Origin of the sequence: Vreelandella songnenensis (assembly GCF_003002925.1) — a bacterium.
GTDB classification, from domain to species: Bacteria; Pseudomonadota; Gammaproteobacteria; order Pseudomonadales; family Halomonadaceae; genus Vreelandella; species Vreelandella songnenensis.
Genome location: NZ_PVTK01000001.1, coordinates 512,656 through 534,116 on the forward strand (window position 1 = coordinate 512,656; position 21,461 = coordinate 534,116).

At 60.8% G+C, this 21,461-nt stretch carries 20 protein-coding genes; 14 read left to right on the forward strand and 6 right to left on the reverse strand.

Features of this window, described 5'->3' with window-relative positions; all coding sequences use genetic code 11:
* Nucleotides 1-91 precede the first annotated feature (91 nt).
* From clpA to B0H98_RS02260, 3 genes are all read right to left on the reverse strand, one after another.
* Nucleotides 92-2,368 carry an ATP-dependent Clp protease ATP-binding subunit ClpA gene (gene clpA, locus B0H98_RS02250; protein WP_106373434.1) on the reverse strand — a complete coding sequence of 759 codons (2,277 nt, stop codon included), beginning with the start codon at nt 2,366-2,368 and terminating at the stop codon, nt 92-94.
* A gap of 140 nt (nt 2,369-2,508) precedes the next feature.
* A complete protein-coding gene (gene clpS / locus B0H98_RS02255) occupies nt 2,509-2,814 on the reverse strand; it encodes an ATP-dependent Clp protease adapter ClpS (RefSeq protein ID WP_106373864.1) in 306 nt (101 codons plus the stop codon).
* A gap of 318 nt (nt 2,815-3,132) precedes the next feature.
* Complete coding sequence (locus tag B0H98_RS02260) at nt 3,133-5,367, reverse strand: NADP-dependent isocitrate dehydrogenase (protein WP_106373435.1); 2,235 nt, start codon at nt 5,365-5,367, stop codon at nt 3,133-3,135.
* 229 nt (nt 5,368-5,596) lie between these two features.
* Between B0H98_RS02260 and B0H98_RS02265 the strand changes: the two genes are divergently transcribed.
* From B0H98_RS02265 to B0H98_RS02300, 8 genes are all read left to right on the forward strand, one after another.
* Entirely contained in the window at nt 5,597-6,208 is a 612-nt protein-coding gene (locus tag B0H98_RS02265; RefSeq protein ID WP_106373436.1) for a pseudouridine synthase, read from the forward strand.
* Nucleotides 6,205-6,651 carry an NUDIX domain-containing protein gene (locus B0H98_RS02270; protein WP_106373437.1) on the forward strand — a complete coding sequence of 149 codons (447 nt, stop codon included), beginning with the start codon at nt 6,205-6,207 and terminating at the stop codon, nt 6,649-6,651. Before B0H98_RS02265 ends, B0H98_RS02270 begins: the two co-directional genes overlap by 4 nt.
* A 73-nt stretch (nt 6,652-6,724) precedes the next feature.
* Nucleotides 6,725-7,882 carry a tRNA 2-thiouridine(34) synthase MnmA gene (gene mnmA / locus B0H98_RS02275; RefSeq protein ID WP_106373438.1) on the forward strand — a complete coding sequence of 386 codons (1,158 nt, stop codon included), beginning with the start codon at nt 6,725-6,727 and terminating at the stop codon, nt 7,880-7,882.
* Nucleotides 7,879-8,520: a high frequency lysogenization protein HflD gene (gene hflD, locus B0H98_RS02280; RefSeq protein ID WP_106373439.1), complete on the forward strand. Its 642-nt coding sequence runs from the start codon at nt 7,879-7,881 to the stop codon at nt 8,518-8,520. The genes mnmA and hflD overlap by 4 nt, the downstream gene beginning before the upstream one ends.
* A 78-nt stretch (nt 8,521-8,598) precedes the next feature.
* Nucleotides 8,599-9,987 carry an adenylosuccinate lyase gene (gene purB, locus B0H98_RS02285; RefSeq protein ID WP_106373440.1) on the forward strand — a complete coding sequence of 463 codons (1,389 nt, stop codon included), beginning with the start codon at nt 8,599-8,601 and terminating at the stop codon, nt 9,985-9,987.
* Between the two features lie 42 nt (nt 9,988-10,029).
* On the forward strand, nt 10,030-11,208 hold the full coding sequence (locus B0H98_RS02290; RefSeq protein ID WP_106373441.1) for a cupin domain-containing protein: 1,179 nt from the start codon (nt 10,030-10,032) through the stop codon (nt 11,206-11,208).
* Nucleotides 11,209-11,525: 317 nt separating this feature from the next.
* Complete coding sequence (locus tag B0H98_RS02295) at nt 11,526-13,124, forward strand: isocitrate lyase (protein ID WP_106373442.1); 1,599 nt, start codon at nt 11,526-11,528, stop codon at nt 13,122-13,124.
* 243 nt (nt 13,125-13,367) lie between these two features.
* The gene (locus B0H98_RS02300) at nt 13,368-13,835 is read left to right on the forward strand and encodes an outer membrane lipoprotein (protein WP_106373443.1); all 468 of its coding nucleotides are present in this window, start codon (nt 13,368-13,370) and stop codon (nt 13,833-13,835) included.
* Between the two features lie 76 nt (nt 13,836-13,911).
* Here the strand turns inward: B0H98_RS02300 and B0H98_RS02305 are convergent, their stop codons facing one another.
* Entirely contained in the window at nt 13,912-14,190 is a 279-nt protein-coding gene (locus B0H98_RS02305; protein WP_106373444.1) for a hypothetical protein, read from the reverse strand.
* A 181-nt stretch (nt 14,191-14,371) separates the two neighbouring features.
* On the opposite strand from B0H98_RS02305, the gene B0H98_RS02310 reads away from it, so the two are divergent.
* The gene (locus B0H98_RS02310; protein WP_106373445.1) at nt 14,372-14,854 is read left to right on the forward strand and encodes an FKBP-type peptidyl-prolyl cis-trans isomerase; all 483 of its coding nucleotides are present in this window, start codon (nt 14,372-14,374) and stop codon (nt 14,852-14,854) included.
* A gap of 84 nt (nt 14,855-14,938) precedes the next feature.
* Here the strand turns inward: B0H98_RS02310 and nikR are convergent, their stop codons facing one another.
* Nucleotides 14,939-15,340: a nickel-responsive transcriptional regulator NikR gene (gene nikR, locus B0H98_RS02315; protein WP_106373446.1), complete on the reverse strand. Its 402-nt coding sequence runs from the start codon at nt 15,338-15,340 to the stop codon at nt 14,939-14,941.
* 101 nt (nt 15,341-15,441) lie between these two features.
* Here nikR and B0H98_RS02320 point away from each other — a divergent pair, with 101 nt between their 5' ends.
* From B0H98_RS02320 to B0H98_RS02340, 5 genes are read left to right on the forward strand one after another with little or no spacing between them, the layout of a single operon-like run.
* The gene (locus tag B0H98_RS02320) at nt 15,442-17,031 is read left to right on the forward strand and encodes an ABC transporter substrate-binding protein (RefSeq protein ID WP_106373865.1); all 1,590 of its coding nucleotides are present in this window, start codon (nt 15,442-15,444) and stop codon (nt 17,029-17,031) included.
* Nucleotides 17,010-18,020, forward strand: coding sequence for an ABC transporter permease (locus B0H98_RS02325; protein WP_106373447.1), 1,011 nt, complete (start codon nt 17,010-17,012; stop codon nt 18,018-18,020). Before B0H98_RS02320 ends, B0H98_RS02325 begins: the two co-directional genes overlap by 22 nt.
* Nucleotides 18,017-18,817 carry an ABC transporter permease gene (locus tag B0H98_RS02330; RefSeq protein WP_106373448.1) on the forward strand — a complete coding sequence of 267 codons (801 nt, stop codon included), beginning with the start codon at nt 18,017-18,019 and terminating at the stop codon, nt 18,815-18,817. Before B0H98_RS02325 ends, B0H98_RS02330 begins: the two co-directional genes overlap by 4 nt.
* Nucleotides 18,818-18,833: 16 nt before the next feature.
* Complete coding sequence (locus B0H98_RS02335) at nt 18,834-19,652, forward strand: ATP-binding cassette domain-containing protein (protein ID WP_106373449.1); 819 nt, start codon at nt 18,834-18,836, stop codon at nt 19,650-19,652.
* Nucleotides 19,645-20,277, forward strand: coding sequence for an ATP-binding cassette domain-containing protein (locus B0H98_RS02340; protein WP_106373450.1), 633 nt, complete (start codon nt 19,645-19,647; stop codon nt 20,275-20,277). Before B0H98_RS02335 ends, B0H98_RS02340 begins: the two co-directional genes overlap by 8 nt.
* On the opposite strand, the gene B0H98_RS02345 is transcribed toward B0H98_RS02340, so the two are convergent.
* The gene (locus B0H98_RS02345) at nt 20,265-21,452 is read right to left on the reverse strand and encodes an MFS transporter (protein ID WP_106373451.1); all 1,188 of its coding nucleotides are present in this window, start codon (nt 21,450-21,452) and stop codon (nt 20,265-20,267) included. The genes B0H98_RS02340 and B0H98_RS02345 overlap by 13 nt on opposite strands.
* Nucleotides 21,453-21,461: the final 9 nt, after the last annotated feature.

Genomic DNA, 21,461 nt, shown 5'->3' on the forward strand with positions numbered 1-21,461 from the left:
ATACGACAACGCCCCGTCGAAGACAGGGCGCTGTAGCTAAACCTCATGGCGTGTTCAGGCGCTACGCATCAAGGCGTTCTTAGCGCCCTTTTCAGGGCGCATCCGCCATTTCCGTTTCGGTCGAGAGATGTAACTCCCCCTCCTCCAGGCTGACATGCACGATCCCGCCGTGCTCAGCAAGCTCCCCAAACAAGATCATCTCGGCAAGCGGCTTCTTGAGCTTCTCCTGAATCAGGCGCGCCATGGGGCGGGCACCCATATCCGGGTCATAGCCCTTCTCGGCCAGCCAATCCCGTGCAACGTCATCGACGTCCAGCTGTACGCGCTTCTCATCCAGCTGTGCCTGCAGCTCGATCAGGAACTTGTCGACCACGTTGCGCACAACGGTTGTCGGCAGCGCATGGAATTGAATGATGCCATCCAGCCGGTTACGGAATTCCGGCGAGAACGTGCGCCGAATGACTTCCATGGCATCGGTCGAGTGATCCTGACTCTGGAAGCCGATAGAGCGGCGCGACGCCTGCTCGGCACCAGCGTTGGAGGTCATGATGACGATGACATGACGGAAGTCGGCTTCGCGGCCGTTATTGTCCGTCAGGCGGCCGTGATCCATCACCTGCAGCAGCAGGTTGAAGACTTCCGGGTGCGCTTTTTCGATCTCGTCGAGCAGCAGTACGCAGTGCGGCTGCTTGGTGACCGCTTCGGTCAAGAGGCCGCCCTGATCGTACCCGACGTACCCGGGTGGCGCCCCGATCAGACGCGATACGGTGTGCCGCTCCATGTACTCGGACATATCGAAGCGAACGAGTTCGATACCCATGATATGGGCAAGCTGTTTGGCCACTTCGGTCTTGCCTACCCCGGTGGGACCGGCAAACAGGAAGCTACCCACAGGCTTGTCAGGCGACTTGAGCCCGGCACGCGACAGCTTGATAGCCGCTGACAGTGTATCGATGGCTTCGTCCTGCCCGAACACCAGCATTTTCAGGTCGCGGTCCAGCTTCTCGAGCAGCTTGCGGTCCGAGCTTGAAACGCTCTTCGGCGGAATGCGGGCAATAGAGGCAACGATGGCTTCCACCTGCTCCACGTCGATCGTCTTGGCACGCACTTCGGGTGGCAGCAGGCGCTGATGGGCACCGGCTTCATCGATCACGTCGATTGCCTTGTCCGGCAGGTGGCGATCATTGATGTAACGATCAGCCAGGCGAGCCGCGCTTTCCAGCGCGCCGTCGGTGTACTTGATCTCGTGATGCTCTTCAAAGCGTGAACGCAGCCCCTTGAGAATCTTGATCGTGTCGTCGACGGAAGGCGCCAGCACATCGACCTTCTGGAAGCGGCGTGCAAGTGCACGATCCTTTTCAAAGATACCGCGGAATTCCTGGAAGGTGGTGGAACCGATGCAGCGCAGCTCGCCGGAAGAGAGCAATGGCTTCAACAGGTTCGAGGCGTCCATCACGCCGCCGGAGGCCGCACCGGCACCGATCACCGTATGAATCTCATCGATGAACAGCACCGCATTGGGCTGCTTGCGCAGCTCGCTCAGCAGGCTTTTCAGGCGCTTCTCGAAATCCCCCCGGTACTTGGTACCGGCAAGCAGAGCGCCCATATCCAGCGAGTAGACGACCGCATCGGCAATGACGTCCGGCACATCCTCTTCGACGATGCGCTTGGCAAGGCCTTCGGCCACGGCGGTTTTACCCACCCCGGCTTCCCCCACCAGCAGCGGGTTGTTCTTGCGCCGGCGGGCAAGGATCTGCACCACGCGCTCGAGTTCATGGTCGCGCCCGATCAGCGGGTCGATCTTGCCAAGGCGCGCCTGCTCATTGAGATTGGTGGCGTAGCCGTTGAGCGGATGGGTGCCGCCTTCGGAAGCCCCTTCTTCGACGTCTTCGCCTTCCTGAGAGGCGTTAGGCTGCGCGGAGCCGTGGCCCGCCACCTTGGAAATACCGTGGGCGATATAGTTGACCGCATCGACGCGGGCAACGCTTTGCTGCTTGAGGAAGTAGACCGCCTGGCTTTCCTGTTCAGAAAAGATGGCCACCAGCACGTTGGCGCCGGTAACTTCGCTTTTACCCGACGATTGAACGTGGAATACCGCACGCTGCAATACACGCTGGAAACCCAGCGTAGGCTGCGTTTCTCGATCGCCGTGGCCTTCCGGGATCAGCGGTGTGGTCGAGTTGATGAAATCCTGCAGGTCGGACCGCAGCTTGTCGAGGTTTGCCCCACACGCCTTCAGCACGTCAACGGCAGAGGCATTATCCAACAGTGCCAGCAGCAGGTGCTCGACGGTCATGAACTCGTGGCGCTTGGAGCGTGCCACGGTGAAAGCCGTGTTCAGGGTCAGTTCAAGTTCTTTGCTCAGCATGGCAGTCCCCTTTTAGCTACTACCTAGGGCGTATCGCCCCCTAGGACTTGCGTCGGATCAGTGTAATCGACCGGTACTCTCAACATCGGGTACAAATGGCACGGTTGCAAGCCTTCGCCGACAAATTTTTATCAACGCTCTCAGTTGGCAGCCTCGATATCACTCATCAACGGATGCTCGCATTCACGGGCATATTCATTCACTTGATGGCTTTTCGTTTCCGCTATATCGCGGGTAAAGATGCCGCAGGTCGCCTTACCCTGAGTGTGCACCGCCAGCATTATCTGTACGGCCTTTTCGCTGTCCAGGTTGAAGAACTCCTGGAGCACCTCGATAACGAAATCCATGGGTGTGTAGTCGTCGTTATGTAACACGACCTTGTAAAGCGGCGGCTGGGCGAGTTCAGGCTTCGCCTGCTGCACGGCAATATCGCCGTCATCCGGCATGTCGGGTCGGGTCGTACTGGCTACCACGTGAAGTGGCTTGTTGATATCAAACGCTATGGACATAGATTGCACTGTTGGTTATCTCAAGGACTCAGAAACGACCTAGCCTGTGCCATTTAACCATTGCAAGGCGCAACAGTGACCAGCCACCTACTATGACGCTCAAGTTCTACAAGGGTTCACAGAGTACTTGAAAGAGTTCTTGAAAGAGTAGTTAAAAGAGTATGAAAAACAGCATACCGCAAAAGCCAAAAACCCCCGTCCGTTAGGGGACGGGGGTCATGCTACACCGCCTGGGCAACCCAGAGCGAGGGGGTATCAGCCCTTGGCAACCACGGCCAGTGACTCGTTCAGCGTCTTGCTGGGGCGCATGGCCTGGCTTGCAAGCTCACCGCTTGGGCGGAAATAGCCCTTGATATCAACAGCCTGACCCTGAACCTCGTTAAGCTCGCTCACGATGGTCTCTTCGTTGTCCTTCAGAGTTTTCGCCAGGCGGGCAAACAGCGCTTTAAGCTCGGCGTCGTCGTTCTGGGCAGCCAACGCTTCGGCCCAGTACAGCGCCAGGTAGAAATGGCTGCCGCGGTTATCAAGCTCACCCACCTTGCGTGAAGGTGACTTGTTGCTGTCGAGGAATTGACCGTTGGCTTCATCCAGCGACTTGGCCAGCACCGTGGCACGCGCGTTATTGAAGGTGCTGCCCAGGTGCTCGAGCGAGGCGGCCAGAGCCAGGAACTCGCCCAGCGAATCCCAGCGCAGGTGGTTCTCTTCCAGGAACTGCTGAACGTGCTTGGGCGCACTGCCGCCCGCGCCGGTTTCAAACAGGCCGCCGCCGTTCATCAGCGGAACGATGGAGAGCATCTTGGCACTGGTGCCAAGCTCCATGATCGGGAACAGGTCGGTCAGGTAGTCGCGCAGCACGTTGCCGGTGACCGAGATGGTGTCTTCGCCCTTACGAATACGCTCAAGCGATACCGCCATGGCGTCTACCGGGGTCAGGATACGGATATCCAGACCGCTGGTGTCGTGATCCTTGAGGTAGGTTTCGACCTTCTTGATCAGTTGGGCGTCGTGGGCGCGGTTGGCGTCCAGCCAGAAGATGGCGGGCGTGGCGCTTTCGCGTGCGCGGGTAACGGCAAGCTTCACCCAGTCCTGAATCGGCGCATCCTTGGTCTGGCACATACGCCAGATATCACCCTTCTCCACTTCGTGGCTGAACAGGGTCTGGCCGCTATCATCGCTGACCACCACGGTACCATCGGCAGGCATCTGGAAGGTCTTGTCGTGGGAGCCGTACTCTTCGGCTTTCTGCGCCATCAGGCCTACGTTCGGCACGCTGCCCATGGTGGTCGGATCAAACGCGCCGTGCTTTTTGCAATCCTCGATCACCGCCTGGTAGATAGTGGCGTAGCAACGATCCGGAATGACAGCTTTCGTGTCATGCAACTGATCATCGGCGCCCCACATCTTGCCGGAGTCACGAATCATCGCCGGCATGGAGGCGTCGATGATCACGTCACTGGGTACGTGCAGGTTGGTGATGCCCTTGTGCGAGTTGACCATCGCCATGGGCGGACGCTCTTTATAAAGCGCGTCGATATCACCCTTGATCGCGTCCTGCTGATCGCTCGGCAGCGACTCGATGGCGCTGTACAGATCGCCGATACCGCTGTTGGGGTTGAAGCCTGCGGACTTGAGCGCGTCGGCGTGCTTCTCAAGCGCTGCCTTGTAGAACTCTTCTACCACGATGCCGAACATGATCGGGTCGGAAACCTTCATCATGGTGGCTTTCAGATGCAATGAGAACAGTACGTTGCGCGCCTTGGCGTCATTGATTTCGCTGTCGATGAAGCTGCGCAGACGGCGGCTGCTCATGCTGGCGGCATCGATCACTTCGCCTTCGAGTACGGACAGGCCATCTTTAAGAACGGTCGTGGTGCCATCCTTGTGCTGCAGCTCGATCTTGAGCTTGCCGGCACGCTCCATGACCGCGGACTGCTCGCTGCCGTAGAAGTCACCTTCGCTCATGTGCGCCACGTGGGACTGGGAGTCGCTGCTCCACTCGCCCATGCGGTGCGGGTACTTGCGGGCGTAGTTCTTGACCGACTTCGGCGCACGGCGGTCCGAGTTGCCTTCACGCAGCACCGGGTTGACCGCACTGCCCTTGGCCTTATCAAACGCGGCCTTGATGGCCTTTTCATCGTCGTTCTTGGGCTCGTCCGGGTAATCCGGCAGCGGGTAACCCTGGTTCTGAAGCTCTTTGATGGTGGCTTTGAGCTGCGGGCCGGAGGCGCTGATGTTAGGCAGCTTGATGATGTTGGCTTCCGGGGTAGTTGCCAGCTTGCCAAGCTCGGCCAGGTCGTCGCTTACGCGCTGCTCGTCGCTGAGCAGGTCCGGAAACTGGGCCAGCACGCGGGCGGCCAGGGAGATATCGCGGGTTTCAACTTCGATACCGGCAGAGTCGGTAAAGGCATCAATAATCGGTAACAGTGAATATGTCGCGAGCGCAGGGGCTTCGTCGGTGAGCGTATAAATGATCTTCGGCGTTTGGGACATTTTTGCGTTAACCTCTTTTCTAGTCGCTTTAGTTATAAAATCCTAAGCTACGCGGCTCATTCGACGATAGACCGTGCCGCGAAGCGCGCGGAGCAGCTTGACATGCTGCTTTACTATCACTTCGGTGGTGTTGACGACGACTCCAGCGGTCACGCAGGAGTATACCAGCGCTGCACTTTAACCGCATGAGAGATTGTCGACAAATCAGGCGCAAGACGTAAGAGACTTTATGAGCAGCCTATATCTACTGCATAAACCCTATCGCATGCTTTCCCAGTTCACCGATAGCGAGGGGCGCGCCACCCTGGCCGACGTGATTGATGTACCCGGCGTTTATGCCGCCGGGCGGCTCGATTACGACTCTGAAGGACTGTTGTTATTGAGTGATGACGGCGCGCTGATTCACCGTATCGCTCACCCCCGTCACAAGCAGCCCAAGACCTACTGGGTGCAGCTGGAGGGTCAGATGGACGAAAGCGCCCTCAAGGCCCTGCGCAGTGGTATCAACCTCAAAGATGGCCCCACCCGACCCGCCAAGGCGCGGCTCATGACACCACCGGCCCTTGCGCCCCGCGAACCTGCCATCGACCCCAAGCGCCACCCTTCCACCTGCTGGCTGGAACTGACCATCAGTGAAGGGCGCAACCGCCAGGTGAGGCGCATGACCGCCCACGTGGGCTTTCCCACATTAAGGCTGATTCGCGCCTCGATCGGCGCCTGGCAACTGGGCGACCTGCAGCCCGGCGAGTGGCGCCGCGAAACTCTGCACGCCCCGCGCCCGGCTAAATCGGCCAAGCGCTCGGGCAAGCCCACCGCTACCCGGCCGCGGAGGCACTCTTGAGCACGCGCGGCGTCATCCATAGCACCGCCGCCTGCGTCATTCAGCAAGACGGCCGCTTTTTACTGGTGGAAGAAGCCAAGGGTGGCCCACAGACCGTGTTCAACCAACCTGCCGGGCATATCGAGCCCGGCGAAGGGCCGATCGCCGCGATACTGCGCGAGGTAGAAGAAGAAACCGCCTGGCGCGTTACGCTGACCGGCTATCTGGGGCTGTACATATTTCATACCCACGACAAGACCTTTCATAGCCATGGCTTTACGGCCGAGCCGCTGGCCTTGCTTGATACGCCGCTTGACCCGGACATCACGGCTACCCACTGGCTCACGCTTGAGGAAATCCGTGCTCTGCATGCGCAGAACCGGCTACGCAGCCCGCTGGTGCTCAGGCGTATCGAGGACGCTGCCTGCGAACGCGGCTATCCGTTAAGCGTCATCCGGGAGTGAAGCACTCGAAGCAGCAAGCCCCCATCGTGTATAATCACCGCCCAATTGCATACCACTTCAACCGAGGATGCCAATGACATCCACCAATGGCTCGCCCACGACCAACACACCCGCCGCCGGCAAAGTGATTGTCGGTATGTCGGGTGGCGTCGATTCGTCCGTTTCCGCCCTTATCCTGCAGCAGCAGGGTTACGAGGTCGAAGGCCTGTTCATGAAGAACTGGGACGAGGACGACGGCACCGAATACTGCACGGCGAAGGAAGACCTTGCCGACGCCGTGGCGGTGTGTGCCAAGCTGGGTATAAAGCTGCATACGGCCAATTTTGCCGCCGAATACTGGGATAATGTGTTTGAGCATTTTCTCGCCGAGTACAAGGCTGGACGCACCCCCAACCCGGATATCCTGTGTAACAGAGAAATCAAGTTCAAGGTATTCCTGGAGTACGCGGAAATGCTGGGTGCCGATAAGATCGCCACCGGCCACTACGTGCGTGAAGGGCGGGTGAGCCAGGGCGATAACGACGTTCGCCCGCGCTTGCTCAAGGGTCTGGATGGCAACAAGGATCAGAGTTACTTCCTGCACGCCGTGCCCGAAGCCGCCATCGCACGCACGCTATTCCCGGTGGGGGAGCTTGAAAAGCCGGCGGTCCGCGCCCTGGCCGAACAGTTTGATCTGATCACGGCCAAGAAAAAGGACTCCACCGGTATCTGCTTTATCGGTGAGCGACGTTTCCGCGATTTTCTGCAGCAATATCTGCCCGCCCAGCCTGGCAAGATCGAAACGCCAGAGGGCGATGTAATCGGCGATCACATGGGGCTGATGTACTACACCCTGGGCCAGCGCCAGGGCCTGGGCATTGGCGGGCTTGCCAACTACTCGGAAGAGCCCTGGTACGTGGCCGCCAAGGATCTCGAGCGCAACGTGCTGATCGTGGTTCAAGGCAAGGAGCACCCACTGCTTCTGTCCGACACTCTGGCCACCGAAGCCATGGACTGGGTAGCCGGTGAACCACCGGCCCAGTCAGGCCGGTTTACCGCCAAGACCCGCTACCGCCAGAGCGACTGCCCCTGTGAAATGCGCACCCTGCCCGACGGCGGCGTGGAAGTCACCTTCGATGACCCGCAGTGGGCGGTCACGCCCGGCCAGTCGCTGGTGCTTTACGATGGTGACATCTGCCTGGGCGGCGGCGTGATCCGCGCCACCTGGAACGCCGGGGAGGCTTTTGCATGACCACGCCCACGCCGATTCACCGCGCGCCGGACTCACCGGCCCTGCGCCAGGCCCTGGCCCTGGCGGGCGTGTTTCAGGCCGCCAGCCTGGTCGATGAGCTGGCCCGCACCGGCCAGGTGGATACCCGCGCCTGGGAGACGCTGATCGAAGCCACCGTGGATACCAATCCGGCAAGCTTTGAAGCGATCTACGGCGGCCACCCCAACAACCTGCGCCGAGGCCTTGAAACCCTCGAAGCCCTGGTGGGCCGCAAGCAGGCGAACCCGGTGGTACTGCGCTACGGCTTCTCGATTCTGCTGGTCATGAACAAGCTGCGCACCAACGACGCCATGATGGATACGCTGGGCCAGCACCTGGGGCGTATTCAGGGCCAGGCCGAGCACTTTGGCACCACCCATGAAAACGTGATCGCAAGCCTGGGCGAGGCGTATCAGGAAACCATCTCGACCTTCAAGACGCGCATCGTGGTGCAGGGCGACCCGTCCCTGCTGCAGAGCCGCATGATGCCCGAGCGCGTGCGCGCCTGTCTGCTTTCCGGCGTGCGCTTCGGCCTTTTATGGCACCAGCAGGGCGGCCGCCGCTGGAAGCTGGTGTTCCAGCGCAAGGCGCTACGCCGTGCGCTGGACAGCCTGGGGTAACACGATAGCCTGCGCCCCGGGTCATCACACACGTTTGCTGTTGAATCACTTACTCTCGAACTACTTGGAAACGACGCCATGCAACTCTCCGCCTTGACTGCTCTCTCCCCCGTTGACGGCCGCTACGGCGCCAAAGCCTCGGCCCTGCGCGAACACTTCAGCGAGTTTGGCCTGATCCGCGCCCGCGTCATTGTGGAAGTTCGCTGGCTGCAGCGCCTGGCAGAGCACAACCAGATCGTCGAAGTACCGCCGCTTTCTGCCGAGGCAACCGCGTTTCTAGAACAGTTGATTCGCGACTTCTCCGTTGAAGACGCCGAGCGCATCAAGGAGATCGAGCGCACCACCAACCACGACGTCAAGGCCGTGGAGTACTTCTTGAAGGAAAAGATTGCCGGTAACGCCGAATTGAATGCGGTCACCGAGTTCATTCACTTCGCGTGCACTTCAGAAGACATCAACAACCTTTCCTACGGTGTCATGCTGGCCGACGGCCTAAAGGCGCTGCTGCCCACCATGCACGAAGTAGCTGACGAAGTAGCCAAGCTTGCCATCGCCCACGCAGCGCAGCCGATGCTTTCACGCACCCACGGCCAGACCGCAAGCCCCACCACGCTTGGCAAGGAGATGGCCAACGTGGCGTATCGCCTGAAGCGCCAGCTCAAGCAGATCGAGCGGGTCGAGATTCTGGGCAAGATCAATGGCGCGGTGGGCAACTACAACGCCCACTTGGCCACTTACCCGGACATCGACTGGGAAGCCAACGCGCGCACGTTCGTCGAGGGCCTGGGTCTCGGTTTCAACCCCTACACCACGCAGATCGAACCCCACGACTATATTGCCGAGCTGTTCGATGCCATCTGCCGCTTCAATACGATCCTGATCGACTATGACCGCGACGTGTGGGGCTACATTTCGCTGGGCTATTTCAAGCAGCGTACGGTAGAGGGCGAAATCGGCTCGTCCACCATGCCGCACAAGGTCAACCCGATCGACTTCGAAAACTCCGAAGGCAACCTGGGACTGGCCAACGCGGTACTCGGCCACCTGGCGCAGAAGCTGCCGATTTCCCGCTGGCAGCGCGACCTGACCGACTCCACCGTGCTCAGAAACCTGGGAGTGGGCCTGGCCTACGGCCTGATCGGCTATCACGCCAGCCTCAAGGGCATCAGCAAGCTGGAAGCCAATCCGGCGCGCCTGATCGAGGACCTGGATAACAGCTGGGAAGTGCTCGCCGAGCCGATCCAGACCGTGATGCGCCGCTACGGGATTGAAAAGCCCTACGAGAAACTCAAGGAACTGACCCGGGGCAAACGGATCGATCAGGCAGGCTTTGCTGCCTTCATTGACACCCTTGAACTGCCCAACGACGTCAAGGCAGAGCTTAAAGAGCTTTCACCGGCACGCTATATTGGTAATGCCGAGGCCCAGGCCAAAGCCCTTACCCAACGTCTTGACAGCTTGTCATAAGCGCTTTTAAACGCGCTACGGCCACTCACTTAGGATACCACCATGAGCCAACACGATAAGCCACTCACCCTGCTGGGCGATTTGACCGCGGCAGACTTTCTGGCCAACTACTGGCAACAGAAGCCGCTGCTGATTCGTGGTGCTATCCCCGATTTCGTCAGCCCCATCGAACCCGACGAGCTTGCCGGGCTTGCCTGCGAACCCGGCGTGGAAGCGCGCCTGGTCGAAGAGAAAGGCCCGGACAGCGCCTGGCAGGTTTCCCATGGCCCGTTTGACGAGGCGACCTTCGAGCGCCTGCCCGAAGGGCACTGGAGCCTGCTGGTTCAGGCGGTGGATCATTACGTGCCGTCCATCGCCGCGCTGATGGACGAGTTCGACTTCCTGCCCCGCTGGCGCCTGGACGATATCATGATCAGCTACGCCCCTCCCGGCGGCAGCGTGGGCCCGCATATCGACCAGTACGATGTCTTTTTACTACAGGCAAGCGGCCACCGCCGCTGGCAGCTGGGCGGCAAGCAGGCCGATGACGCGCCGATCATTCAGGGTATCGACCTGCGTATTCTGGAAACCTTCGACGTAGAGCCGGATTCAGACTGGACGCTGGCACCGGGCGATATGCTTTACCTGCCGCCGGGCTGGGCACACCACGGCGTCAGCCAGACCGACGACTGCATGACCATTTCGGTAGGCTTTAGAGCGCCTTCGGCGGACGAGTCGATCACCTCCTACGCGGACTACCTGGGCGAGCAGTTGCCGGCCTCCAAGCGCTACAGTGATGCGGGCATGCAGCCTGCCCGCCAGACCGGCGAGCTTGACGATGCGGCCATCGAGCGCATGCGCCAGTTCATGCTGCAAACGCTGGATAATCCCGAGCAGATCGCCCAGTGGTTTGGCCGCGTGATGACCCAGCCCAAGTACATGGATCAGGTCGTGCCGCTGGACACTCCCATGGAAGAAGCCGCGCTGGTCGAGCACTTGAAAAGCGGCGAGCCGCTTTTCCACATGCCCGGTTCGCGCTTTGCCTGGCGCAGCGATGCAGGCGGCACCACGCTGTTTGTGGATGGCGATGGCCACCCCTGCGCCGAGGCGCTTGCCCAACGCGTGGCGGATACCGAACCCATGTACGAAGAGGTGCTGGAACTTAAAGGCGCCGCGGCGCTGCTGACCCACTTGGTGAACTCGGGCAGCCTGGGCTTCATGGGTGAGGAAGACGAAGAGTAGTCGAGCAATCGATCACGCCCAGACGCCACCTTCGGGTGGCGTTTTTTTTATGCGCCCTTTAGCCGCCTGACGAAAAACGACTACACAAACCCGCCATTTTGCTAAGCCGTTGTCGTTTAACTACAACCCCGCCTGCCCCCAAGTGTCAATTGTTGGATCTCTCTTCGTCGTTGATAGTTATTGCACTGCAGCGCTTACTGGCCTGCTCAGCAATACCGCTGACACAAGCACTCTGTCAGCCCCGGCTGAAACCTCTTCGCAAGCGCAACATGGCATTACCGCTTGCGGATCGCTATAACGACCTAGGAGATACCCCTATGACTGGACTGCTCGACGACATCAAGGCCATGGCCCAGCTGCGCGAAGCTCAAGGCGGCAAGTGGGAAGCGATCAAACCTGAATACGCTGCCCGCATGCGTGCCCAGAACCGCTTTCACACCGGGCTTGATATTGCCCGCTACACCGCCAGAATCATGCGCGAAGACATGGCCGCCTATGACGCCGATACTGCTCAGTACACCCAGTCGCTGGGCTGCTGGCACGGCTTCATTGGTCAGCAGAAACTTATCTCGATCAAGAAGCACTTTGGCACGACCAAACGCAGCTACCTTTACCTTTCCGGCTGGATGGTGGCCGCCCTGCGCTCCGAGTTTGGCCCGCTGCCGGATCAATCCATGCATGAAAAGACCTCGGTGGCCAACCTGATCGAAGAGCTTTACACCTTCCTGAAACAGGCCGATGCCTGGGAACTCAACCACCTGTTCCGCGCACTCGATGACGCCAAGGCCGCCGGTGACAGCGCCCGGGAGCAGGAAGCCATCGCCCGGATCGACGACCATGAAACGCATATTGTCCCGATCATTGCCGATATCGATGCAGGCTTTGGCAACGCCGAGGCCACCTACCTGCTGGCGAAAAAATTCATTCAGGCCGGCGCCTGCTGTATCCAGCTGGAGAACCAGGTGTCTGATGAAAAGCAGTGCGGCCACCAGGATGGCAAGGTAACGGTTCCCCACGAAGACTTTCTGGCCAAGATCAACGCCGTGCGTTACGCGTTTCTCGAGCTTGGCGTCGACGACGGCGTAATCGTCGCGCGCACGGACTCCCTTGGTGCGGGGCTTACCCAGAAGATTGCCGTGACCCACGAGCCGGGGGATCTGGGCGATCAATACAACAGTTTTCTGGATGGCGACGAGATCGCAAGCGCCGCCGATATCAACAATGGCGACGTGGTCATCAAGCAGAACGGCAAGCTGGTCAAGCCCAAGCGTCTAGCCTCCGGCCTTTACCAGTTCAAGCCCGGCAGCGGCGAAGACCGCGTCATCCTGGACTGCATTACCAGCCTGCAAAACGGCGCAGATCTCTTGTGGATCGAGACCGAAAAACCCCACGTGGGCCAGATCGCCAGTATGGTCAACCGCATCCGTGACGTGGTGCCGGACGCCAAGCTGGTCTACAACAACTCGCCGTCGTTCAACTGGACGCTCAACTTCCGCCAGCAGGTGTTTGACGCCTGGGAACAGGAAGGCAAGGACGTGTCGGCCTATAGCCGCGAAAAGTTGATGAGCGTGGAGTACGACAACACCGAGCTTGGCCAACTGGCGGATGAGTGGACACGCAACTTCCAGCGCGACTCCTCTCGCGAGGCGGGTATCTTCCACCACCTGATTACGCTGCCGACCTACCACACCGCCGCGCTCTCCACGGACAATCTGGCAAAAGGCTACTTTGGCGACGAAGGCATGCTGGCCTATGTGCGCGGCGTCCAGCGTGAGGAGATACGCCAGGGTATCGCCACGGTGAAACACCAGGACATGGCCGGTTCCAATATTGGTGATGACCACAAGGAGTTCTTCCACGGCGATGCCGCACTCAAGGCCGGGGGCAAGGACAATACCATGAACCAGTTCGGCTAAACTGTCGCCCGGTTCACGTCTTGATCAGACAATTTCATCGACCAGGAGCCTTCAGGCTCCTGGTTTTTTATCGTTATTGGTGCACACTGTTTTCTTATTCACTGTCTATATTACTATTCATGTTGACCTTTTTAATCCAACGCTGGTCAAAACAGAACGCTTCAGTTATCTTTTAGCGAACACTGTTCTATAATTGAAGCGCCCTTTTTGGCCATTGCAAGCTGCCATATCCTGGAGGTTTTAATGAAACGTTTACTACCTGTTGCTGCGCTAAGCATTCTGACTCTGGCGGGTTGTGCCAATACTTCTCCCTATTCCGGCGATGTCTATCGCGGTAATCAGGCACAAACGGGCCAAAGCGTTGCCTACGGCACCATCGTTGCCATTCGCCCGGTACAGATTCAGGCTGACAGCCGCGCCGGGGGCCTTCTGGGCACCGGCGGTGGTGCGGTGATCGGCGGCTTGCTGGGTAGCCAGGTGGGTGGCGGTACGGGTCGCCAACTGGCAACCGTTGCCGGTGCACTTGGCGGCTCCGTTGCCGGTTCGGCCGCTGAAGAGCGTGCCAACCGTGTAAGTGCCCTGGAAATGGAAATTCGCCGCGATGACGGCAGCGATGTCGTGGTGGTACAGCGTGCCGACCACCAGTATCAGGCCGGTCAACGCGTGCGCCTGATTGGCAGCGGCGGTAACCTGAGCGTTGCCCCTTACTGATCCAGACGCGTTAACCTATATAAAAAAAGCCCGGCATCGAAAGATGCCGGGCTTTTTTACGTGCGCTTTAACGCCCTCAATGGTTCATGCTGCTCGCCCAGTCAGCAAGCTTCATGACCACCAGCCCGATAAGGGCCAGCAAGATGAGTACCAGCAGAATTTCTACCGGCCGCACCAGGGCGGTGGCGCCCAACACGGCCAACGCCGCCACCCACAGGTAGCGATTTTCGCCGTTACTTTTCAATACGTTAGGCAGCAGTCGGTCAAGCCCCCGGCTGACACCGCGATTCCAGCGCTGATCGGCGAAGTAGGCAATCAGGACAAATGCGATAAGCCAGATAAGGAAGATCGTCATAGCAAACTCCGATGAATTAGAATCTCAAAAAGCGGAAAAGTGGTCGGCTTAGGGTATCCCCGGTCCTCTCAAGGCGCAATACCGCGTTGGGCGAGTGCGCGCAAAAACCCCGGTTACCCCCTGACAAGCCACGCCTCACGCGTTACCATGTTGGGACATGCACTCACCGAAAGGTTATTCAATGCAAATTGCGCAAAACTCGGTTGTCGCGTTCCACTACACCCTGACCAACGATGCAGGTGAAGTGCTAGACAGTTCTGAAGGCCGTGAGCCGCTCACCTACCTCCACGGCGCGGGCAACATCATTCCGGGTCTGGAAAAAGAGCTGGAAGGCCAAGCGGCTGGCGACAAGCTGACCGTGAAAGTAACCCCGGAAGAGGGTTACGGTGAAGTTCAGGAGCAGCTGGTTCAAGAAGTACCGCGCGATGCGTTCCAGGGCGTCGAAGGCATCGAGCCGGGCATGCAGTTCCAGGCCCAGACGCAAGGCGGCCCGCTGATGGTTACCGTGAAGAGCGTCGAAGGTGATACGGTCATCGTTGACGGCAACCACCCCCTGGCGGGTGTGCATCTCAACTTTGACGTTGAGATCGCAAGCGTTCGTGAAGCAAGCCAGGAAGAGACCGAGCACGGCCACGTGCACGGTGAAGGCGGCGTTGAGCACTGATTGCCAACGCGAGCTGGCCAATCCGGTCTAGCTTACGCTTATCAAGAGGGGCGGCCTGCGGGTCGCCCCTCTTGTATCTGCATTTTAGTGATCCGGAATCAGCACCAGCTGACCATGGCGCACGCTGCGCGATGAGGTCACTTCATCGGCAAACCGCTTGAGCTCCTGGCCCTGGCCTTTCAACACGGCGATTTCCAGACAGCTATCGTGGTCGATATGTACATGCAGTGTCGAAAGCGTCAGGTCGTGATGTTCATGCGAGTGGCGGTTCAAGCGCCTGGACAGATCCCGCGCGGCGTGATCATACACATACACAAGTGCGCCCATGCAGGGTGCTTCGGGTACTGCCTGCTCCTTTACTTGCTTCAAGCCGCTGCGCGTTAAATCACGAATCGCTTCCGAGCGGTTCTGGTAACCCTGCGTGCGCATCAGCTCATCGACTTCGCTCAGCAACTCTTCATCCAGCGTGACCGTGACGCGCTGCATATCTGTCTCCTTGAATGGTGGCGTGCGTATTGGCTTTTGACGATTGGGGTATGATGTTATTGTAAAAAGGTCATACTATTTATTATAAGCAGACGATGACCATGCTATCACCTCTTCGTACCCTGATACTGGGAGCAGCCGCTGGCTGCCTGATGATTGCCAACCCGGCCAGCGCCAAGGAGCAGCTGGTACTCGCCATTGGCGGTGAGCCCGAGCAGGGCTTCGACCCCCTGCTTGGCTGGGGGCAGTACGGTAACCCGCTGTTTCAGTCGACCTTGCTTTCCCGCCGGGCAGACCTCGACCTGGAACCTGAGCTGGCAACCGCCTGGACGCTCTCGGACGACCAACTGACCTGGACCATCACCCTGCGCGACGATGCGCGCTTTTCAGACGGCAGCGCGCTCACGGCCAATGATGTGGCCTATACCTTCAACGCAGCGGCCCAGGCGGGTGGGCGGGCCGATCTCAGCGCGCTGAAAGAAGCCACGGCTCTTGATGACCATCGCGTGGCGCTGACGCTTCACCAGCCGCGCATTACCTTTGTCGATCAGCTGGTAACGCTGGGTATCGTGCCCGCGGCCAGCCGTGAAAACGGTCATGGCGAGGATTATGGCCGCCATCCTCTTGGCTCGGGCCCCTACCAGTTGGTGGAGTGGCAGGAGGGCGAGCAGCTGATCGTCAAGCGCAACCCCTACTTCTACGGGCAGACACCCGACTTTGAGCGCCTCGTATTTCTGTTTACCGGCGAAGATGCCACGCTGAACGCCGCGCGTACCGGCGGCGTCGACCTCGCTGCCCTGCCCCCAGCGCTGGCAAACGCTTTGCCTTCACACATGCGCGCCGTCACGATGCAGAGCGTGGACAACCGCGGCATCATGTTTCCCATGCAACCCGCTCAAGGCGAGCGTGCGCCCTCCGGCGCGCTCATCGGCAACGATGTAACGGCGGACATTGCCATTCGTCGGGCGATCAACCTGGCCCTTGACCGCCCGACGCTGGTGGACGTTGTACTCAACGGCTTTGGCCGCCCCGCGTTCGGCCCCGCCGACGGGTTACCCTGGAGCCGTCGCGATGAAGATATCCAGGCACCCGACCTTGAGCAGGCCAACGCGCTGCTCGATGCCGCCGGCTGGCAGCGCCAGGGCGATGGCCTGCGCCACAAGCAGGGCCAGCCTGCCCGCTTCAGGCTGACCTACCCTGCCGGTGACAGTACCCGGCAGCTGCTTGCCGAGGTAAGCGCAGAAATGGTGCGCCCGCTGGGCATCGAAATGCAGCCAACCGGACGCCACTGGGACGACATCCAGCGCCTGGCGCTGCATCAGGACGCCGTGGTGATGGGCTTTGGCAGTCACAGCCCGCAGGAGATCTACTACCTCTACCACAGCCAGCATGCGGGCAACGGCTTCTACAACAGCGGCTACTATGCCAACCCTGCCGTGGACCACCACCTGGAAGCGGCTCAGGCGGCGGCGAATACGCATGCAGCCAACCGGCACTGGCAGGCTGCGCAGTGGGATGGGGAAACCGGCTATGGCGTGCGCGGTGACGCCAGCTGGGCCTGGATGGTCAATCTGGCCCATGTCTACGCAGTAGATACGTGTCTGGACGTTGGCGATCTGGGCGTCGCCCCGCATGGTCACGGCTGGCCGGTGACGGCCAATCTGCTTGAATGGCGCTGGACGTGCGACTAGCACTTGCCACGCTACGCCGCCTGCTGCGTCTGGGGCTGATACTGCTCTGCGTGGCCAGCGTATCGTTTGGGCTGATGATGGCCTCGCCGGTCGACCCGGTAGATGCCTATCTCGGTCCTCTGGTTGCCCAGGTAAGTCCGGAGCAGCGCGAACTCATCGCTAGCCGCTGGGGGTTTGACGACCCTGCTCCGGTTCAGTTTGGCCGCTGGCTGCAGCAGCTGGCAAGCGGCAACCTGGGCGTCAGTCACGTCTACAACCAGCCCGTTGGTGAGGTGATCAGCCAGCGCTTCACGCGCTCGATAGCGCTGCTCGGCAGTGCCTGGCTGCTGTCGTTGCTGCTGGGGTTCACATTAGGCGTGGTGGCCGGCGCCAAGGAGCGCTCGGCGCTGGACAAGCTCATCAGCGCCTACGCCTACTTGACCGCCTCCACCCCCACCTTCTGGCTGGCGCTGCTGGGCGTCCTGCTGTTCTCGGTTTATCTGGGCTGGGCCCCGGCGTGCTGCGCCGGGCCTGTCGGCGTGCCGAGCCAGGATATCCACCTGGCCACCCGCCTCCACCATCTGGTATTGCCGGTCGCCACCCTGACGCTGCTGGGTACGGCCTCGATCACGCTGCACACCCGGGCGCGCATGGTGGCGCTGATGCGCTCGGACATCGCTAGACACGCCTTTGCCCAGGGCGCCCGTCGGGCGGATATCGCCTGGCGCCACGGCGTGCGCCATGCAAGCCTTCCCGCGCTGACGCTGGCGCTGGCCTCACTCGGCGAGCTGTTTGGCGGCTCTATCCTGATCGAGCAGGTGTTCGCCTACCCGGGCCTGGGCCAGGCAACGGTAGAGGCTGGGCTGCGCAGCGACGTGCCACTGCTGCTGGGCATTGCCCTGTTTACCACGCTATTTGTGAGCATCGGCAATACGCTGGCCGACAGCCTTTATCACATGGTTGATCCGCGCATGCGCAGGCCTTCAAAGCCAAGGCAAACAACGCCATGAATGCTACCCAGCCGCGCCTGCGCGCGCTTGCCTGCTCAGGTTTTGTGGCACTGCTTCTGCTGGCGCTGTTATCCGGCCAGTGGTGGCTTGGCGACCTGCCGGGGCGCATGCAGTTCGATGCCCGCCTGGCCCCGCCCGGCGTTGACCACTGGCTGGGGACCGACGCCCTGGGCCGCGAGCTCTGGGCACGTACTCTGGCGGGGCTTGGCCTGAGCTTTCAAGTAGGCTTTCTGGCCGCGCTGTTAGGCAGCGCCATCGCCCTTGGCCTGGCGCTGCTGGCGACCCTTTCGCCACGCCTGGATGCGCTGGTACGGCTGCTGATCGATACGCTGCTCAGTGTGCCGCATCTCATCTTGCTGCTGCTGATTGCCTTTGCGCTCGGCGGCGGGCTGCAGGCAGTGGTGATTGCCGTGGCCACCACTCACTGGCCCGGCCTTGCGCGCGTGCTGCGCGCCGAGCTTTTTCAGCTGCGCACGGCACCCTATATCGACATATCCCGGGCGCTGGGGAAGTCCCGCGGGTTTATCCTGCTGCACCACTTTCTGCCCCACGCTCTGCCTCACTGTCTGGTCGGGGCGCTGCTGCTGTTTCCGCACGCGATTCTGCATGAAGCAGCGCTCACATTTCTGGGCGTTGGCTTGAGCCCCAGTCAGCCGGCCATCGGCATCCTGCTGGCCGATGCCATGCGCTACCTGAGCGGGGGCTACTGGTGGCTGGGCGTGTTCCCGGGACTTGGGCTACTGCTGATGGTGCTGAGTATCGAGCGCATAGCCCACGGCCTGCGGCGTGCGCTTTGACTATCTGGAGGTCTTGATGCTACGTATCGAGCAACTGTCGCTTGCCCTGCCTTACTATCCGCGCTTCTGGCGACGCCGCTTTGCCACGCACCTGGATCAGCTCAGCTTCAGCGTAACGGCGGGCAGCGTGCACGCCGTCGTGGGCGCCTCGGGCGCCGGTAAAAGCCTGCTGGCTCATGCCATCATGGGGCTTTTGCCCAAGGATGCGCAGTTAAGCGGAAGCTGTTTCTTCAAGCAGACACTGCTTGATGAGCCACGCAAACGCGCACTGCGCGGCCGAGAGCTTGCGCTGATTCCGCAATCGCTGAGCGCACTCGACCCACTGGCGCGCAGCCAGCATCAGGTGAACTGGGCGGCGCGCCGAGCGGGGCTTCCCCCCTCCCCGGCCCGGCAGGCGGCTTCTCAGGCGCTGGCCCATTACCAGCTGGATGAACGCGCCCGCCGGGCGTACCCTCACGAGCTTTCCGGCGGCATGGCACGGCGCGTACTCACCGCCATGGCGCATGTGGCCCAGGCGTCGCTGGTGATTGCCGATGAGCCCACCATCGGACTTGACCCGGCTCAGCGTAGCCGGGTGCTTGATGCGCTGGCCGCCCTTGCCCTGCAGGGCAAGGCGGTCATGCTGATTACCCACGATCTGCGTCACGCGCTGAGCATTGCCGACCGCGTCACGGTCATGCGGGAGGGCCGCTGTGTGGAGAGCGCCGATGCGAGCGCGTTTCAAGGTACGGGGCAGATGCTTGAAAGCGCCTACGCCCGAGCACTCTGGCAAGCCCTGCCGGATAACGCCTTTAACGTCGATACCGAGTACGCAGAGGAGTCGCGTTTTGCTTGAAGCGTGCCAGCTCCGCTACGCCTTCCATACCCAGCCGCCACTTTTCGAGGAGGTGTCACTGCGCCTTGGGGCGGGAGAATGGGTCGGGCTGAGCGGCCATTCCGGCGCCGGCAAATCGACGCTTGGCCGGCTGCTTGCCGGGTATGACGAACCCACCGCTGGGCATGTACGAATCGCGGGGCAGCGGCTTCCCGTCAAAGGGCTCAGGCCGGTGCAGTGGCTGCCGCAATCTCCCGAGCTTGCCGTCAACCCGCGCTGGCAGGTTGCCCGCGTGCTGCACGAGGCCTGGGAGCCGCCCGAGGCGCTGCGCCACGCCTTTGGGATAAAGCCTGAGTGGCTGAACCGGCCGGTGCGCACGCTTTCCGGTGGCGAGCTGCAGCGCATCTGCGTGCTGCGTGCGCTGGCTCCCGGAGTGCGCTACCTGATCGCCGATGAGATCTCGACCATGCTCGACCCGATAACGCAGCTGGCGCTCTGGCAGGCGTTAAAGGCAGAGGCCGAAAAGCGCAAGCTCGGCGTTCTGGTGATCAGCCACGATGCGGCCCTGCTTGGCAGGCTATGCCAACGCCGCTACCATCTTGAAAACGCCCGGCTACACGCCGCTGAACATCATCAGCTACCCTGACGCTGCTCGAAGCGGCGCATGCCCAGGGTGATCATCAGCGTAATGCTCAATAAAATCCACGAGCCCCAGGCGACGCCGGACCAACTCGCCCCTTGCCAGAAAAGCTCCAGCCAGAAGCCACCGAGACTTGCCCCTACGTAGTAGAACACCAGATACAGCGCGGAAGCGCTGCCGCGGGCGCCCTGGGCGTAGCGGCCCACCCAGCTGGAAGCCAGCGAGTGGGCCATGAAAAAGCCGAAGGCGTTGATGGTCAGCCCCACGATAATCAGCGCCAGCGATTCACTTAAGGTCACGGCAGTGCCCGCCATCAGAATGACGACGCCGGCCATCATGCAGGTAGCGGGCGAAAATCGCTGGGCCAGACGCCCGGATACGGTGGAGCCGAAGGTGCCGCCGAGATAGGTCAGAAAGATCAATCCAAGCCCGCTGGCGGCCAGTTGATAGGGTTCGGCGGCCAGGCGAAACGTGATATAGCTGTACTGATTGATGAAAATCAGAAAGTTGATGCCGCCCAGACAGTAGGCGGCCAGCAGTACCGGCGTACGCAGATGGCCGAGCAGATCGGCAAGCGCGCGACGCAGCTGAAACCGCTGCGGCACGAAGGTGCGGCTGTTGGGCAGCAGGCGCCAGAACAGCGCGCAGCCCACCAGCGTCATGACGCCCACGGCAATAAAGGCCGCCTGCGGGCCGCCAATGCCTGAGGCCGCCCCACCGACGATACGCCCGCTGATCCCGCCCAGCGAATTCGCCCCGATATACAGCCCTACTGCGCTCAGAAGGGCCGGTTTTTCGAACGCATCGCCCATCCAGGCAATCGCCACGGCAGGCAAGCCGCCCAGCAAGAAGCCCTGCAGCAAACGCAGCAGCAGCAGACTTTCAAAGTTGGGTGCAAACGCCAGCGCAAGCGACAGGCCACCGGCCAGCAGCAGCGTGATACGCATGATGCTCTCGCGGCCGATGGCATCGGAAAGCGGCCCGAATACTAAAAGCGCCAAGGCAAGCGAGAGGGTGGCGACCGACATCAGCAGGCTGACGCCCAGTGTCGATACGTCATAGACGGCTTTGAGCTCCGGCAGCAGGGGCTGTGGAACGTAAAGATTGATAAAAACCAGAAATGACCCGAGGCACAGGGCCATGGTGGCGCGCCACCAGGCGCGCGACTTGTCTGCAATCATGCCCTTCCC